This window comes from Hoeflea sp. 108, from assembly GCF_000372965.1.
GTDB lineage: Bacteria > Pseudomonadota > Alphaproteobacteria > Rhizobiales > Rhizobiaceae > Aminobacter.
On sequence record NZ_KB890024.1, the window covers coordinates 5091274 to 5107617 of the forward strand.

A 16344-nucleotide genomic window follows, 5' to 3' on the forward strand; every position below is an offset into this window, starting at 1 on the left:
TTCCTCCGAAGGTTCGACATAGAAATCCATGTCGGCCCATAAAGAACATAACAAGAACAAATGCAAGGCAAGTTATTTGTGGTTGCAAAAAAACGGCCGCAAAAGCCGTCGTTCTATGACCGGCTTCTGCGAGAAAGGCATCTCACATGCTTATTGGTGAGGGGGCGACCGGGCTTTTGTCGCTCAGGTCGGCGGCGTTCCGTTTTCGGCCAGCACTTCGCCCACCAGATAGAGCGAGCCGCCGATCAGGATACGCGGGGCCGGCTCGTCCTCGTCCCAGGTATCGCGCAGCAGCATCAGCGCATTGGCGACTGAACTCACCGGCTCGGCCGAAAGCCCGGCCTCCGAGGCGCGCACCGCCAGTTCTTCATTGGGGACGCCGCTTTCGCTCATCCGCACCGGCACGGTGTAGACATGCCGCGCCATGCCGTGGAACGGCTTGAAATAGCCGGTCTGGTCCTTGGTGTTGATCATTCCGGAGATCAGGAACAGCGGCCGCTGCACCTTTTCTTCCTGCTCGGTCAGCGCCTCTGCGATCACGGTGCCGGCGCCGGGATTGTGGCCGCCATCGATCCACACTTCCGAACCCTTCGGCGCAAGATCGGTCAGCTCACCCTGCGGCAGGCGCTGCATCCGGCCGGGCCAGGTCACCGAGGCCATCGCCTTGTCGGCGATGCGGTCGTCGACCGGAAAACCCGCTGCCTTCACCGCCGCGATCGCCGCGGCAGCATTGGCATACTGGTGTCGGCCGGGCAGGCGCGGCGGCACGAGATCCATCAGCCCGGTCGGGTCCTGGAAGATCATCCGGCCGTTTTCCTCGAAGGCGAGGAAGTCCTGGCCGTAGACCTCGAGCGGGCAATTCAGCCGCTCGGCGGTGTCGATCAGCACCTGCTGGGCGGCTTCGCTCTCCTGCGCGCCGACGATGACAGGGCAGCCGCGCTTGATGATGCCGGCCTTTTCGGCGGCGATGAGCTCCACCTTGTCGCCGAGATAGGCCTCATGATCCATCGACACCGGCATGATCACCGACACAGCCGGCCGCTTGATGACATTGGTCGCGTCGAAGCGGCCGCCGAGGCCGACCTCGATGATGCAGGCGTCGGCCGGATGTTCGGCAAACAACACGAAGGTGACGGCGGTCAGGATTTCGAAGACGGTGATCTTTTCGCCGCGATTGGCCTCGCCGACGCGACGTACCGCATCGGCCAGCACGTCGTCAGCCACCAGCTTGCCGCCGCCAGGTGCAGCGAGACGATAGCGCTCGTGCCAGTTCACCAGATGCGGCGAGGTGTGGACATGAACGAGCATGCCCTGCGCCTCGAGCAAGGCGCGCGAAAACGCCGCGCACGAGCCCTTGCCATTGGTCCCGGCGATATGGATCACCGGCGGGATATGGTCCTGGGGATTGCCGAGCCGCTCGAGCAACCGGGTGATGCGGTCGAGCGAAAGGTCAAAGCCCTTCGGGTGTAGCGCCAGAAGGCGCTCGATTTCGACATCGGCTTCGAGCGTGGTCATGGCATTTCCCCCCGGCACTACGCGGCTGCGGTCAGATCAGGCCTGCGGGCGGCGTTCCGGCACGGGTACGACAGGCGGCAGGATCTCAGCTTCGGCCGGCTTGGCCTCCGCCGGCGTCTTCATCAGAATCTTCAGCAGGTTGGCGACCGTCGACTTCATCTCCAGGCGCGACACCACCATGTCGACCATGCCGTGGTCCATCAGGTACTCGGAACGCTGGAAGCCCTCGGGCAACTTCTCGCGGATGGTCTGCTCGATGACGCGCGGGCCGGCGAAGCCGATCAGCGCACCAGGTTCTGCGATATGCACGTCGCCCAGCATCGCATAGGAGGCGGTGACGCCACCTGTCGTCGGGTTGGTCAGCACCACGATGTAGGGCAGGCCGGCTTCCTTGAGCCGATCGACCGCGACCGTGGTACGCGGCAACTGCATCAGGGACAAAATACCTTCCTGCATGCGCGCTCCGCCGGAGGCAGCGAACAGGACCAGCGGACGCTTCTTTTCCAGCGCCACTTCGAAGGCGCGGATGATGGCGTCGCCTGCGGCCATGCCGAGCGAGCCGCCCATGAAGGCAAAGTCCTGCACGGTGACGACGACGGGCAGGCCCTCGATCTTGCCGGTACCCGACAGAATCGCGTCTTCCATGCCGGTCTTGGCCTTGGCGTCCTTCAGGCGGTCGACATAACGCTTCTCGTCGCGGAACTTCAGCGGGTCGGTGACGACTTTCGGATTCTCGATGGTGTCGTAGCGGCCGTCATCGAAGAAGAAGCGCAGCCTCTCCTTCGCCGAGATCTTCATGTGGTGGCCAGACGACGGGATGACGTACTGGTTTTCCTCGAGATCCTTGTGGAACACCATCTCGCCGCTCTCGGGATCCTTGATCCAGAGATTGTCGGGCATTTCCCGGCGGCCGAGCATCGAATTGATCTTCGGACGAACGAAGTTCGTGATCCAGTTCATGGTTTTGGTCCTCTTCGACCCTAGGACATGGGATATTTATTGGGCGGCAGCAAGGCGTGCGGCGCGAATGCCTTGGGACAAGCCATTGACCAGCGTCGCAACCGCCTCGGCCGGATCGGCCGTCTTCTCGCCCTTCGGCCCGATGACATTGGCCACCGCATTGACGATGGCGGTGCCCACCACCACACCGTCGGCGGAGGCGCCGATGGTGCGCGCCTGCTCGGCGGTCTTGACGCCGAAGCCGACGCAGACGGGCAGGTCGGTGTGCGCCTTGATGCGCGCCACCGCCTCGGCAACCTTCGAGGTGTCGGCCAGCGCCGAGCCGGTGATGCCGGTCATCGACACGTAGTAGACGAAGCCTGACGTGTTCTGCAGCACCTTGGGCAGCCGCTTGTCGTCGGTGGTCGGCGTCGCGAGGCGAATGAAATTGATGCCTGCCTTGAGTGCGGGGATGCAGAGTTCGGCGTCCATCTCGGGCGGCAGGTCGACGACGATCAGGCCGTCGATGCCCGAGGCGACTGCATCTGCGAGGAAGCGGTCGACGCCGTAGATGTAGATAGGGTTGTAGTAGCCCATCATCACGATCGGGGTGTCGTTGTCGTCCTTGCGGAACTCGCGCGCCATCTCAAGCGTCCTGGCCAGCGTCTGGCCGGCCTTCAGCGCCCGCAGGCCGGCAGCCTGGATCGCCGGGCCGTCGGCCATCGGGTCGGAGAACGGCATGCCGAGCTCGATGATGTCGCTGCCGGCCTTGGGCAGCGCCTTCATGATCGAGAGCGACGTTTCATAGTCGGGGTCGCCGCCCATGAAATAGGTCACGAGTGCCGGGCGTCCCTCGGCTTTCAGCTTCGCCATGCGGCGGTCGATGCGGGTGGTCGTCATGTTCAGATCTCCATGCCCAGCATCTTGGCAACCGTATGCACGTCCTTGTCGCCGCGGCCCGACAGGTTGACGATCATCACCTTGTCCTTGCCCATCGTCGGCGCGGTCTTCACCGCATAGGCAATCGCATGCGCCGATTCGAGCGCCGGAATGATGCCTTCCACCTTGGTGGTCAGCTGGAACGCCTCCAGCGCTTCATCGTCGAGGATCGGCTGATAGTCGACGCGGCCGGTGTCGCGCAGCCACGAATGCTCGGGGCCGACGCCGGGATAGTCGAGGCCGGCCGAGATCGAGTGGCCGTCGAGGATCTGGCCGTCCTCGTTCTGCAAAAGATAGGTGCGGTTGCCGTGCAGCACGCCCGGGCGGCCGGCATTCATCGAGGCGCAGTGTTCGACACCGTCGAGGCCACGTCCGCCGGCTTCGATGCCGACGATCTTGACGCTGCGGTCGTCGAGGAAGGGGTGGAACAGGCCGATGGCATTGGAACCGCCGCCGACGGCAGCCACGATCATGTCGGGCAGGCGGCCCTCCTGCTCCAGCACCTGCTGGCGCGCCTCGGAGCCGATCACCGACTGGAAGTCGCGCACCAGTTCGGGATAGGGGTGCGGACCGGCGGCCGTGCCGATCAGATAATAGGTGTCGTGCACGTTGGTAACCCAATCGCGCAAGGCTTCGTTCATGGCGTCCTTCAGCGTGCCGTGGCCGGCGCTGACCGGGCGCACTTCGGCGCCGAGCAGCTTCATGCGGAATACATTGGGCTTCTGCCGCTCGACGTCGGTGGCGCCCATATAGACAAAGCAGGGGAAGCCGAAACGCGCTGCGACGGTGGCCGAAGCGACACCATGCTGGCCGGCGCCGGTCTCGGCGATGATGCGGGTCTTGCCCATGCGCTTGGCGAGCAGGATCTGGCCCAGGCAGTTGTTGATCTTGTGCGAGCCCGTGTGGTTCAGGTCCTCGCGCTTGAAGTAGATCTTGGCGCCGCCGAGATGCCGGGTCAGGCCTTCGGCGTAATAGAGCTTGGACGGCCGGCCGGCATAATGGGTCGACAGCTCGCTCAGCTCCGCCTTGAAGGCCGGATCGTTCTTGGCGTCATCCCAGTGGCGCTGCAGGTCGAGGATCAGCGGCATCAAGGTCTCGGCGACGAAGCGGCCGCCGAAAATGCCGAACATGCCCTGCTCGTCGGGGCCGGTGCGGAAGGAATTGGGCTCTGCCGGCTGGTTCAAGGCCGATCTCCTTGCGGCTGGAGGCTCACTCAAGCGGCGCTGTCTTCGCGCGCGGCCCGGACGGCCCTGAAGAAATTGTCGATCAGCGCCGCATCCTTGACGCCGGGCGCGCTTTCCACGCCCGAGGAAATGTCGATGCCGGGCGGGTTCGCAAGCCTGAGGGCGTCGCCGATATTGGCGGCGTTCAAGCCACCGGAAAGCATGTAATCGACGGAGGCGTCAAGGCCCGCAAGCAGCCGCCAGTCGAACGAAACGCCATTGCCGCCGGGCAATTCGGAGCCGGCGGGCGGCTTGGCGTCGAAAAGCAGACGGTCGGCGACGCCGGCATAAGGCAGGATCGCCTCGAAATCCCTGGCCTCGCGAATGGAAAAGGCCTTCATCACGGGCAGGCCGTAGCGCGCCTTGACTTCGGCGACGCGCGCCGGCGTCTCCTTGCCGTGCAGCTGCAGCATGTCGGGCGCCACTGCCTCCACGATCTCGTCGAGGAAGGCATCGTCGGCGTCGACTGTGACCGCAACCGCCATGGCACGGCCTTTGGCTGCCTGGCGCAGCTGGCCGGCGAGTTCGGGCGAAACGTTGCGCGGGCTCTTGGCAAAGAAGATGAAGCCGACATGGCTCGCGCCATTGTCTAGCGCGGCGTCGAACGTTTCAGCGGTGCTGAGGCCGCAGATCTTGATGTCGAGTGCCATGGGCCGGGATTGGCACGAAACGGCGGCGGAGTCGAGAAAAGCTTGCGAAACGCAAGCGCCAGCCAGCGGCGTACGGCACCGGGAAATCCGGAAATGGCCTTCCGACGCTCATTCACGGCAATCGCCCGGAAACGATCGTAGTCGATCGGGCCGGAAGATGACGGACTGGCCGTCGGCAGGTCGTGGTCTGAAGACATGGCAGGTCCTCGGTGAAGCCATGCCAAGGGATTATCAGTTACTATGGCTGACATAATTAGCTAGTTTGGCGATGCATTCATGATCTGGAATCACGAATATGGCGTCATCTGAGGACATGAAGGCCTTTGTGCGAGTCGTCGATCTCGGCTCCTTCGCCAGGGCAGCCGAGGACCTGCGCCTCACACCATCGGCTTTGTCAAGGCTGATGTCGCGGCTTGAGGATCGGCTAGGCGTCCGGCTGTTGACGCGCACGACGCGCCGGCTGGCGCTGACTTCGGAAGGGTCTTTGTTTTTGGAGCGGGCCCGCGAGGTGCTCGAACTCATCGATCTGGCCGAGGCCGACGTTTCATCGGCGCGGGCGAAGCCCAAAGGCCTGCTGCGCGTCAATTCCAGCACCGGCTTCGCCAGGCAAACCCTGCTGCATGCGGTGCCCGAGTTCCTCAGCCACTATCCCGAGGTTTCGGTCGACCTGACCCTGACCGACCGCCTCATCGATCCTGTCACCGAACAGGTCGATGTGGTTATCCGCGGCAGTCCGACGTCAGGCTCGGAGATGGTGTCGCGGCATCTGGCCGAAGGACGCCGCCTGATCTGTGCGGCACCCTCCTATTTGACCCGCGCCGGTACGCCGCACTCCGCGGCCGAACTCGCCGGACACAATTGCATTCGACTCTCGGGCCAGTCGGCGGCGACCACCTGGCCTCTGGCGAGCGACGATGGCGTCGTCCGCTTCCAGCCGTCAGGCAACTTCACTTGTGACAATGTCGGCATGCTGTTCGACGTCGCCGTCGAAGGCCACGGCATCGTGCGTCTCGCCGACTTCGTCGTTGGCCAGGCGGTGCGCGAGGGGCGGCTGGTCGAGATCCTTGCCGACATCAACCGCTCCGACCCGATCTCGCTCTGGGCGCTCATGCCCAAGGGGCGCTTCCGCGTGCCGCGGGTGCAGGCGTTTCTGGATTTCATGGAGGAGTGGTTGGGAGCGAATAGGGATAGTGAGTAGTGAGTAGAAAAAAGCCGAGTTGGGGAACAGTGCCTCAGTGGGCGAAACCGCGCGGCGGGCACGGCCCCACTACTCACTATTTGCCATTCCCTATTCGCTTATTCAAACACGATCGCCTGCAGCGCTCCGCCATTGCGCTTGAGCCAGGCCTTACAGCGCTCGGTGTCGGGGCAGAGTTCTTCGCACAGCTTCCAGAATTTCGGGCCATGGTTCATCTCGCGCAGATGCGCGACCTCGTGGGCGACGAGGTAGTTGATGACGGGTGTCGGCGCCATCATGATGCGCCACGAGAATGACAGCACCCCGTCAGAGGTGCAGGAGCCCCAGCGGCTGGTCGTGTCGCGGAAGCGGATCGCCTTGGCGCGGCGGCCGGCTGCCTCGCAATGCCTGGCCACCATCGCTTCGATGTCGCGCTTGGCCTCGCGCTTGAGGAAATCGGCGACGCGGCGCGGCAGGTGCGCCCGGTCGCCATGGACGACAAGTGTCGGGCCGCTTTCGTCCTCGCCCAGCCGCACCGTGCCGCGTGTCCCGCCCTCATGGACGATGAGATGCGGCACCCCGCGGACCGGGATCTTGATGCCTGGGCGCACCTGTGGTCGGTCCGGCACCTTGGCGAGCCGCTGTTCGAGCCAGCCCTGGTGACGGTCGAGGAAACGGTCGACTTCGCCCTGGCGCAGGCCGGGTGGCACGGTGATGCGCAGGCCGCGGCCGCCGGCATCGATGCGCAGCGTCAGCCGCCGCGCCCGGTCGTTCTCGACGATGCGCAGCGGCAGCGTCCGGCCGGCCACGACGTGCTCGCGCTCCTGCACGGGAGCCGGCTCGCGGAGCTTTCTCAGGAAACCGAAGGGCATGGGCGGGACAATAGGTGATTCGGGGCGGAATTTGAGGAAACAAAAACGGCGCCGCTCGTTGCGGCGCCGTGTCGTGCAGGCGAGGTTCTGGCCTCAGTCGTCAAGCAGGCCGGACTTGCCGCCCTTCTTGGGCGTGACCGTGGGCGCGGTCGGCTTGTGGCGGTTGGCCATGAAGCGGTCGAAGTCGTCCTGGTCCTTGGCCCGGCGCAGTTCGCGGGCATAGGCGTCGAACTCGTCGCGCATCTCGTCGAGCTTGCGGCGCTCTTCATTGAGGCGCTCGAGTTCCTTCTCGCGCCAGTCGTCGAAGGCGACGTTGCCGGTCTGGGCGCTGGCCCGGTAGGAAGCCTTGCGGCAGCCGGCGAAGATGCCGTCCGTCGCACGGTTGACGTCGCGCTTGAAACCGTCAAGCCGGTCGCCCCAGATGATGTAGGCAAGCATGGCGAGGCCGAGCGGCCAGAACACCATGAAGCCGATCACCATCAGCGCGATGGTTGCCGGCGTCCAGGCCGGGCGGATCAGTGCAGTCGTGTTCATAGTAAATTGCCGTTCCTTTGTTCGAGGCAGCCGGAGAAAAAGCTGCTCTTATCGACATGGGAAAGCAAAAATGGCGATTCAAGACGGCGCCCGCCAAAACCGGACAAGGCCCTGCGAATCCTAGCCTTTTTTGAAGTTCTCGAGCACGAGCACGACAAGGCCTGCAACCAGCCCCCAGAAGGCAGAGCCGACACCGACCAGCGTCAGCCCGGAGGCGGTGACCACAAACGCGATCGTGGCTGCCATGCGGTGATGGTCGTCCTTGAGCGCAATCGCCAGTGCATTTGCAAGCGACGACACCAGCCCGAGGCCCGCCACCAGCACGATCAGGCTCGGCGGGAGCACGGCGAACACTGCCACCAGCGATGCGCCGAACGCGGCGAACACCAGATAGGCGAGCGCGTAGAACGGCCCCGTCTTCCAGCGCTCCTTCATGTCGGGATGCACGTCGGGGCCGGTGCAGATCGCCGCGGAGATCGCGGCAAGGTTGGTGGTCGAAGCACCGAAGGGCGCCGACAACACGGAAAAGAGCCCCGTGACGCCAATCAGCGGGCCGGGCTCAGGATGGTAGCCGGCAGCGCGCAGCACGGCCAGACCCGACAGGTTCTGCGAGGCCATGGTGACGAGATAGAGCGGCAGCGCCAGGCCGATCGTTGCGGTCAGCGTGAATTCGGGCGCAATCAGCGTCAGCGTCGAAAGCTCCGGCACGGGCAGGGTGCCGACGCGTCCGGTGAGGAAGGCGGCCAATCCGCCGCCGACCAGCACCACCAGCACCGACAGCGCCGGATTGTAGAGCCGGACCAGGAAGAACGCGCCGATCAACGGCAGGATCAGCCACGGATCGGTTGGCACGGCCTTGGCCGCGTTGATGGCGAAGGTGACGACGATGCCGGCGAGCATGCCTGAGGCGACGGAAGCCGGGATGCGCGAGATCAGCTGCGTCAGCGGCTTGATCAGCCCGGTCAGCACCAGAAGCACACCGGCGATCAGGAAGGCGCCGACGGCCTCGTTGATGGTGAAGCCACTGCTGGCGGCAATCAGCGCCGCTCCCGGCGTCGACCATGCCGAGATGACGGGCATCCTGGTCCGCCACGATAGCCAGGCCGTCTCGAAGGCCATGGCAAGGCAGATGGCGGTGACCCAGCTAGCGGTCTGAATCTGGGTAGCGCCCACCGCGTTTGCGGCTGCGACGATGATCGCGAGTGTGCTGCCGAAGCCGACGATGGCCGCGACGAAGGCCGAGATCGGGATCGAGATGCGCATCGGCTCAGCCTGCCCGCCCGATCATTTCACCGACGGCGCGGGTCATCAGCTCGAGGTCCTCCGGTCGCGACAACCGATGGTCGCCGTTCGGCACCAGCGACAGCGTCGCATCGTCGGCGGGCAGGAGGCTCATGAGCTTCAGCGCGTGGCTGGACGGCACGTCGGGGTCGGCCAGGCCCTGGATGATATGGACAGGACAATGCGTGTGGATCGGCCCCGACATGACGAGGTTCTTGCGCCCGTCCTCGATCAGCGCGCGGGTGTAGATGTAGGGCTCGGGCGAATACTCCGATGGCTCCTCGAAATAGCCCTTCTCGGCCAGGTCCCGGCGCTGCGCCTCGGTCAATTCCGGCTCGACCAGCTCGGCGGTAAAATCCGGCGCCGGCGCAAGCAGCACCAGCCCGGCGATCCGGTCACCCTCGCCCGACTTGTTGAGCTCGGCATTCATCCTGAGCGCGATCCACGCGCCCATCGACGAGCCGACAAGAACCTGCGGCCCTGTCGTGAACTGGCGGAACACTGCGAGGCTCTCGGCCAGCCATCTGGAGATCGTGCCGTCGGCAAACGCGCCGCCAGATTCGCCATGGCCGGAATAGTCGTGGCGCAGGAAGGCGCGGCCTTCGCCAGCAGCCCAGCCGGCCAGCGTCTCGGCCTTGGTGCCCAGCATGTCCGACTTGTAACCGCCGAGCCACACGATGCCGGGTGCTGTCCCCTCGATATGCCGCAAGGCAATGCTGATGTTGTCCACCTCGATGAAGTCCGGCGCGCCTGCGGTCATGTCAAATCCCCTTGGTACGGACTTGTGGCACAGCCGGCATGATGCGGAAAGTGCCTCAAGAATCGTTATTTTGGGGCAGTTTGGATGCTCAGATGCAGGTGATTTCTTGAGATCGCTGTGCTATTGACTTCGCCCGCGCGCTCCCCACATTTGCGCGTTCCGCAGATACCACAACGTCAATGGCTCGAGGAGACCACGACCATTCGCAGACCTTTTAAAGCAGCCGCGCCCACCAAGGACGGCCCGCGCTCCAACCGTGACATCCGGGTTCCCCGGGTCCAGCTGATCGACGTCGACGGTTCCAACCGTGGCGATGTTTCCATCAACGACGCACTCCTGGCCGCCGAAGAGGCTGGCCTCGATCTCGTAGAAATTTCCCCCAATGCCACGCCGCCCGTCGTCAAGATCCTTGACCTCGGCAAGCTGAAATACGCCAACCAGAAGAAGGCGGCCGAGGCACGCAAGAACCAGAAGGTCATCGAGATCAAGGAGATCAAGATGCGCCCGAACATCGACAGCCATGACTACGAGACCAAGATGAAGGCGGTTCGCCGCTTCTTCGAGGAAGGCGACAAGGTCAAGCTGACGCTCAGGTTCCGCGGCCGCGAGATGGCTCATATGGAGCTCGGCATGCAGCTCCTGAACAAGGTCCGCGAAGAAGTCGCCACCATCGCCAAGGTCGAAGCCGAGCCCAAGCTCGAAGGCCGCCAGATGATGATGGTGCTCGCACCGCGCTGATGCCTTGGTGCGAGCCGCCCGAAAATCGACACAGATTTTCGGAATTCACGGCACGCGACTGAAGACTGCTGGAGCGCCACTGCGCGTCCGAAAGGACGCGGGGCGCTCCGTGGGCCCCGGTGGACTGCCGGGATGGATTCTTTTCTCCTGATAGGCGCCGTGCAGTGAAACTCGCCGCAAGCGAGCGGCCGGCGAGTGGAAAGCGATGAGCGAGCCGGAATACAAAGGTCTGGGCCATTACCAGCACAGGCGCCGCATGGTGCTGGGCGCTTTGATCGCGGCGCTGTTCGCAGCTCTGCTGTTCGGCCAGTCGTCCTTTCCGCCCGAGACTTCGATCCACGAGATGCTGGAAATGGCCGGCATCGTGATGATCTTCCTGGGCATCATCGGAAGGCTATGGTGCACGCTCTATATTGGCGGGCGCAAGTCGGGCGAGATCGTCACCGGCGGCCCCTACTCGATGACCCGCAACCCGCTCTATGTCTTCTCGACGCTTGCCGCGGCCGGCGTTGGAGCGCAGATGGGCTCGGTCGTCATCACTCTCGGCTTCGCGTTGCTGTGCGCATTTGCCTTCCACATCGTCATCCTGCGCGAGGAAAAACATCTCAGTCACCTCTTCGGCCCCGAATATGCTGCCTACGTCGCGCGCGTTCCACGCTTCGTGCCGAACATCTCGCTTTATGAAGAAGGCAACACCGGCAGCTTCAAGCCGAAGATCCTGCTGACGACGCTGCTCGACGGGCTGGTTTTCCTCGTTGCCTTGCCGGTGTTCGAGATCATCGACAAGGCCCAGACCACCGGCGTGCTGCCTGTGCTGTTCCGTTTGCCCTGAGGCCGCTGAAACATCGCGGTTGCTGCCCTTTCAGGGTGTTGCACTGCGCCAAACTTCCGCGTATATAGCCGCGTCCCAGAACCGCCCGGCAGGGCATGCCGTGGCGGTTTCATTTGCTTTTCGGGCTTTGGTCGGCCTGAAAACAACAACATGAAGGGATTTCGAGCACTTTCGGGGGCTTCGGAATCCTGAAGAACGGAGTAGCAAAATGCCCAAGATGAAGACCAAGTCGGCTGCCAAGAAGCGGTTCAAGGTTACCGCAACTGGCAAGGTCCTGGCGGCTGCCGCAGGCAAGCGCCATGGCATGATCAAGCGTTCCAACAAGTTCATTCGCGATGCCCGTGGCACGATGGTTCTGGCTGAACCCGATGCCAAGAAGGTCATCAAGAATTTTCTGCCGAACGGCCTCTAAGCCCGGCCTGGACAACGTTTTAAGGAGATCATGACATGGCACGCGTCAAAAGGGGCGTAACCGCCCACGCCAAGCACAAGAAGGTTCTCGAGCAGGCCAAGGGTTTCCGCGGTCGTCGCAAGAACACCATCCGCATCGCCAAGCAGGCAGTCGAGAAGTCGCTGCAGTACGCTTACCGCGACCGCAAGAACCGCAAGCGCAACTTCCGCGCCCTGTGGGTCCAGCGTATCAACGCCGCAGCCCGCGAGCACGGCCTGACCTATGGCCGCTTCATTGACGGCCTGAACAAGGCCAGCATCGAGATCGATCGCAAGATCCTCTCCGACATGGCTATCCATGAGCCGCAGGCTTTCGCCGCGCTCGTGGCCAAGGCCAAGGTTGCTCTTGAGTACCTCAAGAACACCACCCCGAATGCTTTTGAAAGCGCTGTTGCTTAACCAGCGCCTTCCCAAGCATCACAGACTTGATTTGGGAAACCCGCGCTGGCACGGCTGGCGCGGGTTTTTCTTTGCAGCAACGAAGGGCCGTTAGGGCCGCAACGGAACTGGACCATGAGCGATCTTGAAACTCTCGAACAATCGCTGCTGAGCGACATCGCTTCCGCCTCCGACGAGCAGGCCATCGAGGCGGTGCGCGTATCGGCGCTGGGCAAGAAGGGCTCCGTCTCGGAGATGCTGAAGACGCTTGGCGCGATGAGCGCCGAAGAGCGCCAGACCAAGGGCCCTGCGATCAACGGCCTGAAGAACCGCGTCACCGATGCGCTGTCCGCCCGCAAGACCGAGCTGCGTGATGTCGCCATCACCGCCCGCCTCGTCGCCGAGAAGGTCGACGTCACCTTGCCGGTGCGGCAGTCGCCGGCCGAGCGCGGCCGTATCCATCCGATCAGCCAGGTCATCGACGAAATCGCGGCGATCTTCGGCGATCTCGGCTTCGCCATTGCCGAAGGTCCCGATGTCGAGACCGACCACTACAATTTCACGGCGCTGAACTTCCCCGTCGGCCACCCGGCGCGTGAGATGCACGACACCTTCTTCTTCCCGCCCGACGCCAATGGCGAGCGCAAGCTGCTGCGCACCCATACGTCGCCGGTGCAGATCCGCACCATGGAGACGCAGAAGCCGCCGATCCGCATCGTCATCCCGGGCAAGACCTATCGCCAGGATTCGGACGCCACGCACTCGCCGATGTTCCATCAGGTCGAGGGCCTGGTCATCGACAAGACCGCCAACATCGCCAACATGAAGTGGGTGCTGGAGGAGTTCTGCAAGGCGTTCTTCGAGGTGCCCAGCGTCAAGATGCGCTTCCGCCCGTCCTTCTTCCCGTTCACCGAGCCGAGCCTCGAAGTCGACATCCAGTGCGATCGCTCGCGTCCGGGCGAAGTGCGCTTCGGCGAAGGCAGCGACTGGATGGAGATCCTCGGCTGCGGCATGGTTCACCCCAACGTGCTGCGCCATGGCGGTCTCGATCCCGACGAATATCAGGGCTTTGCCTGGGGCATGGGCATCGATCGCATCGCCATGCTGAAATACGGCATGCCCGACCTCCGCGCCTTCTTCGATGCCGATGTCCGCTGGCTGCAGCACTACGGCTTTCGTCCTCTCGACATGCCGACGCTGTTCGGTGGTCTGAGCGCATGAGCGTAGCTGCCGATCCATATGCCGATGCGGTGACCTTCGCCTTCGGCGACAGCCCCGAGCTGGCCGACGAGTTGCTGGCGCTGGTGCTGTCTGGCCGCAAGACCGCGACATGCGGCGCCTTGCGCGATTTCGGCGGCGACGAGCCGGTGCCTCAGGTCGGGCGTCGCGATGTGGTGCTCGACGGTCAGGGCCGGCGCGCCGCTGTCATCGAAACGGTCGAAGCGATCCATCGCCGCTTCGACGAGGTCGACGCCGAGTTTGCTGCTGCGGAAGGTGAGGGCGACCTGTCCTATGAATACTGGCGTCAGGCCCACGAGGCCTATTTCGCCCGCAACGGCGGCTTTTCGCCTGAGATGATTTTGGTTTGTGAGCGGTTCCGGCTGGTGGAAGTGCTCGACCGCAACGACACGAAACGAGTGAACCCATGAAATTCACCCTCTCCTGGCTCAAGGATCATCTCGACACCGAGGCGACGCTGGACGAGATCGTCGAGCGGTTGACGTCGATCGGCCTCGAAGTCGAAAGCGTCGATGACAAGGCGGCCCTCAAGCCCTTCGTCATCGCGAAGGTACTGACGGCAAGCCGTCACCCCGACGCTGACAAGCTGCAGGTGCTGACCGTTGACACTGGCACCGGCACGCCGGTTCAGGTCGTTTGCGGTGCGCCCAACGCCCGCGCCGGCTTGGTTGGCGCCTTCGCCGCTCCCGGCGCCTATGTTCCTGGCATCGACGTCACGTTGTCGGTCGGCAAGATCCGCGGTGTCGAAAGCCACGGCATGATGTGCTCCGAGCGCGAGCTGCAGCTGTCGGACGAACACAACGGCATCATCGACCTGCCGGCCGATGCGCCCGTCGGCACGTCGTTTGCCGCCTACGCCCATCTTGACGACCCGATGATCGAGATCAATCTGACGCCGAACCGTCCCGACGCCACCAGCGTCTACGGCATCGCCCGCGATCTCGCAGCGTCCGGCCTGGGCACGCTCAAGGGCGGTGCGGTCGAAGCGATCAACGGTGAAGGCGACTGCCCGGTCAAGGTTTCGATCGAAGCGCCGGAGCTGTGCCCCGGTTTCGCGCTGCGTCTCGTGCGCGGCGTCAAGAACGGCCCTTCGCCCAAGTGGATGCAGCAGCGCCTGCTGGCCATCGGCCTCAGGCCCATCAACGCGCTGGTCGACATCACCAATTATGTCACCTTCGACCGCGGCCGCCCGCTGCACGTCTTCGACGCCAGGAAGGTCGCCGGCAACCTGGTGGTCCGCCGCGGCCGCGAGGGCGACAAGGTGCTGGCGCTCGACGGGCGCGAATATGCGCTGACATCAGAGATGTGTGTCATTGCCGACGACAACGGCGTCGAATCCATTGCCGGCGTGATGGGCGGCGAGCACTCGGGCTGCGACGAAAACACGACTGATGTGCTGATCGAGTCGGCTCTGTGGGCACCGCTGAACGTCGCCCGCACCGGCCGCACGCTCGGCATCATCACCGATGCGCGCTATCGCTTCGAGCGCGGCGTCGACCCCGAATTCATGGTTCCGGGCGTCGAGCTGGCAACCAAGCTGGTGCTGGAGCTATGCGGCGGACAGCCGACGAAGACCGATGTCGTCGGCTATGCCGGCCACACGGCCAAGGTCGTCTCCTTCCCGCTGTCCGAGGTCAGGCGCCTGACCGGCATCGAGGTCGCCAAGGTTGAGAGCCTCGATATCCTGACCCGCCTCGGCTTCGGCGTGAACGGCAATGGCGACGTCGTCGAGGTGTCCGTGCCATCCTGGCGTCCCGATGTCGACGGCAAGGCCGACCTTGTCGAAGAGGTCATGCGCATCCACGGCGTGGACAACATCGCGCCGCAGCCGCTCGGTGCGCATGACGCGGTCAACGGCAAGATCCTGACGACGCTGCAGATTCGCACGCGCTCGGCTCGGCGCGCGCTGGCCGTGCGTGGCATGATGGAGGCCGTCACCTGGTCTTTCATTCCGGCCAGGCACGCCGAGTTGTTCGGCGGCGGCCAGGACAGCCTCAAGCTGTCTAACCCGATCGCGGCAGACATGTCCGACATGCGCCCGTCCCTGCTGCCCGGCCTGCTTGCCGCGGCCCAGCGCAACGCCGACCGTGGCCTCGGCGACGTCGCTTTGTTCGAGGTCTCCGGCACCTATGAAAACGACACGGCCGAAGGTCAGCGCCGTGTCGCCGCCGGCGTGCGTCGTGGCACCGCCAAGCTCGAAGGTTCGGGCCGCAACTGGTCGGGCAATGCCGGCAATGTCGGTGTGTTCGACGCCAAGGCCGATGCCATCGCGGCACTCGAAGCCTGCGGCGCACCCGTTGACCGGCTGCAGATCGAGACGGGAGCTCCGGAGTGGTACCACCCGGGCCGTTCGGGCGTGATCAAGCTCGGCCCCAAGGTCGTGCTCGGCACCTTCGGCGAGTTCCATCCGAGGACGCTCGAAGGTCTCGATGTGTCGGGTCCGCTCTGCGGCTTCGAAGTCTATGTCGACGCCATCCCCGAGCCCAAGGCCAAGCCGACCAAGACCAAGCCGAAGCTCGAGCTGTCGCCGTTCCAGGCGGTCAAGCGCGACTTCGCCTTTGTCGTCGACAAGGCCGTCGAGGCCGGCACGCTGACCCGCGCCGCTCTTTCTGCCGACAAGAAGCTGGTCACTGGCGTTTCCGTCTTCGACATCTTCGAAGGCGTATCACTCGGCGAGGGCAAGAAGTCGGTCGCCATCGAGGTCACCATCCAGCCGGTCGAAAAGACGCTGACCGACCAGGATTTCGAGGCACTGGCTGCCAAGATCGTGGAGAACGTCAAGAAGCAGACCGGCGGCTCGCTCCGGAGCTGATCACG

At 64.1% G+C, this 16344-nt stretch carries 17 protein-coding genes; 8 read left to right on the top strand and 9 right to left on the bottom strand.

The window, feature by feature from the left end; genetic code table 11:
- Positions 1-183: 183 nt before the first annotated feature.
- Genes B015_RS0125305 through B015_RS0125325 form a run of 5 tightly spaced genes read right to left on the bottom strand, consistent with a single transcriptional unit; the run spans position 184 to position 5266 of the window.
- The gene (locus B015_RS0125305; RefSeq protein WP_018430558.1) at positions 184-1515 is read right to left on the bottom strand and encodes a folylpolyglutamate synthase/dihydrofolate synthase family protein; all 1332 of its coding nucleotides are present in this window, start codon (positions 1513-1515) and stop codon (positions 184-186) included.
- A 36-nt stretch (positions 1516-1551) separates the two neighbouring features.
- Positions 1552-2475 (bottom strand): acetyl-CoA carboxylase, carboxyltransferase subunit beta, encoded by a 924-nt coding sequence (gene accD, locus B015_RS0125310; protein WP_018430559.1) that lies wholly within the window; start codon positions 2473-2475, stop codon positions 1552-1554.
- 36 nt (positions 2476-2511) lie between these two features.
- Positions 2512-3354, bottom strand: a complete 843-nt coding sequence (trpA, locus tag B015_RS0125315) for a tryptophan synthase subunit alpha (RefSeq protein ID WP_018430560.1) — start codon at positions 3352-3354, stop codon at positions 2512-2514.
- 2 nt (positions 3355-3356) lie between these two features.
- On the bottom strand, positions 3357-4577 hold the full coding sequence (gene trpB, locus B015_RS0125320) for a tryptophan synthase subunit beta (RefSeq protein ID WP_018430561.1): 1221 nt from the start codon (positions 4575-4577) through the stop codon (positions 3357-3359).
- A 29-nt stretch (positions 4578-4606) separates the two neighbouring features.
- Complete coding sequence (locus tag B015_RS0125325) at positions 4607-5266, bottom strand: phosphoribosylanthranilate isomerase (RefSeq protein WP_018430562.1); 660 nt, start codon at positions 5264-5266, stop codon at positions 4607-4609.
- Between the two features lie 295 nt (positions 5267-5561).
- On the opposite strand from B015_RS0125325, the gene B015_RS0125330 reads away from it, so the two are divergent.
- Positions 5562-6464, top strand: a complete 903-nt coding sequence (locus B015_RS0125330; RefSeq protein WP_026227714.1) for a LysR family transcriptional regulator — start codon at positions 5562-5564, stop codon at positions 6462-6464.
- A gap of 98 nt (positions 6465-6562) precedes the next feature.
- On the opposite strand, the gene B015_RS0125335 is transcribed toward B015_RS0125330, so the two are convergent.
- The 4 genes from B015_RS0125335 to B015_RS0125350 all read right to left on the bottom strand — a co-directional run bounded on the left by B015_RS0125335 (position 6563) and on the right by B015_RS0125350 (position 9890).
- A complete protein-coding gene (locus B015_RS0125335; RefSeq protein ID WP_018430564.1) occupies positions 6563-7315 on the bottom strand; it encodes a M48 family metallopeptidase in 753 nt (250 codons plus the stop codon).
- A 93-nt stretch (positions 7316-7408) separates the two neighbouring features.
- On the bottom strand, positions 7409-7849 hold the full coding sequence (locus tag B015_RS0125340) for a DUF2852 domain-containing protein (RefSeq protein WP_018430565.1): 441 nt from the start codon (positions 7847-7849) through the stop codon (positions 7409-7411).
- Positions 7850-7969: 120 nt separating this feature from the next.
- Positions 7970-9112, bottom strand: coding sequence for a benzoate/H(+) symporter BenE family transporter (locus B015_RS0125345; protein ID WP_018430566.1), 1143 nt, complete (start codon positions 9110-9112; stop codon positions 7970-7972).
- A gap of 4 nt (positions 9113-9116) precedes the next feature.
- Positions 9117-9890, bottom strand: a complete 774-nt coding sequence (locus B015_RS0125350; protein ID WP_018430567.1) for an alpha/beta hydrolase — start codon at positions 9888-9890, stop codon at positions 9117-9119.
- Positions 9891-10091: 201 nt separating this feature from the next.
- Here B015_RS0125350 and infC point away from each other — a divergent pair, with 201 nt between their 5' ends.
- From infC to pheT, 7 genes are all read left to right on the top strand, one after another.
- Positions 10092-10628, top strand: a complete 537-nt coding sequence (infC, locus tag B015_RS0125355; protein ID WP_040457142.1) for a translation initiation factor IF-3 — start codon at positions 10092-10094, stop codon at positions 10626-10628.
- A gap of 205 nt (positions 10629-10833) precedes the next feature.
- The gene (locus B015_RS0125360) at positions 10834-11460 is read left to right on the top strand and encodes an isoprenylcysteine carboxylmethyltransferase family protein (protein ID WP_018430569.1); all 627 of its coding nucleotides are present in this window, start codon (positions 10834-10836) and stop codon (positions 11458-11460) included.
- Between the two features lie 208 nt (positions 11461-11668).
- Entirely contained in the window at positions 11669-11872 is a 204-nt protein-coding gene (rpmI, locus tag B015_RS0125365) for a 50S ribosomal protein L35 (RefSeq protein WP_018430570.1), read from the top strand.
- Between the two features lie 35 nt (positions 11873-11907).
- Complete coding sequence (gene rplT / locus B015_RS0125370) at positions 11908-12309, top strand: 50S ribosomal protein L20 (RefSeq protein WP_018430571.1); 402 nt, start codon at positions 11908-11910, stop codon at positions 12307-12309.
- 114 nt (positions 12310-12423) lie between these two features.
- A complete protein-coding gene (gene pheS / locus B015_RS0125375) occupies positions 12424-13509 on the top strand; it encodes a phenylalanine--tRNA ligase subunit alpha (RefSeq protein WP_018430572.1) in 1086 nt (361 codons plus the stop codon).
- Entirely contained in the window at positions 13506-13937 is a 432-nt protein-coding gene (locus B015_RS0125380) for an ASCH domain-containing protein (RefSeq protein WP_018430573.1), read from the top strand. Before pheS ends, B015_RS0125380 begins: the two co-directional genes overlap by 4 nt.
- Positions 13934-16339 carry a phenylalanine--tRNA ligase subunit beta gene (gene pheT / locus B015_RS0125385; RefSeq protein ID WP_018430574.1) on the top strand — a complete coding sequence of 802 codons (2406 nt, stop codon included), beginning with the start codon at positions 13934-13936 and terminating at the stop codon, positions 16337-16339. The genes B015_RS0125380 and pheT overlap by 4 nt, the downstream gene beginning before the upstream one ends.
- Positions 16340-16344 lie beyond the last annotated feature (5 nt).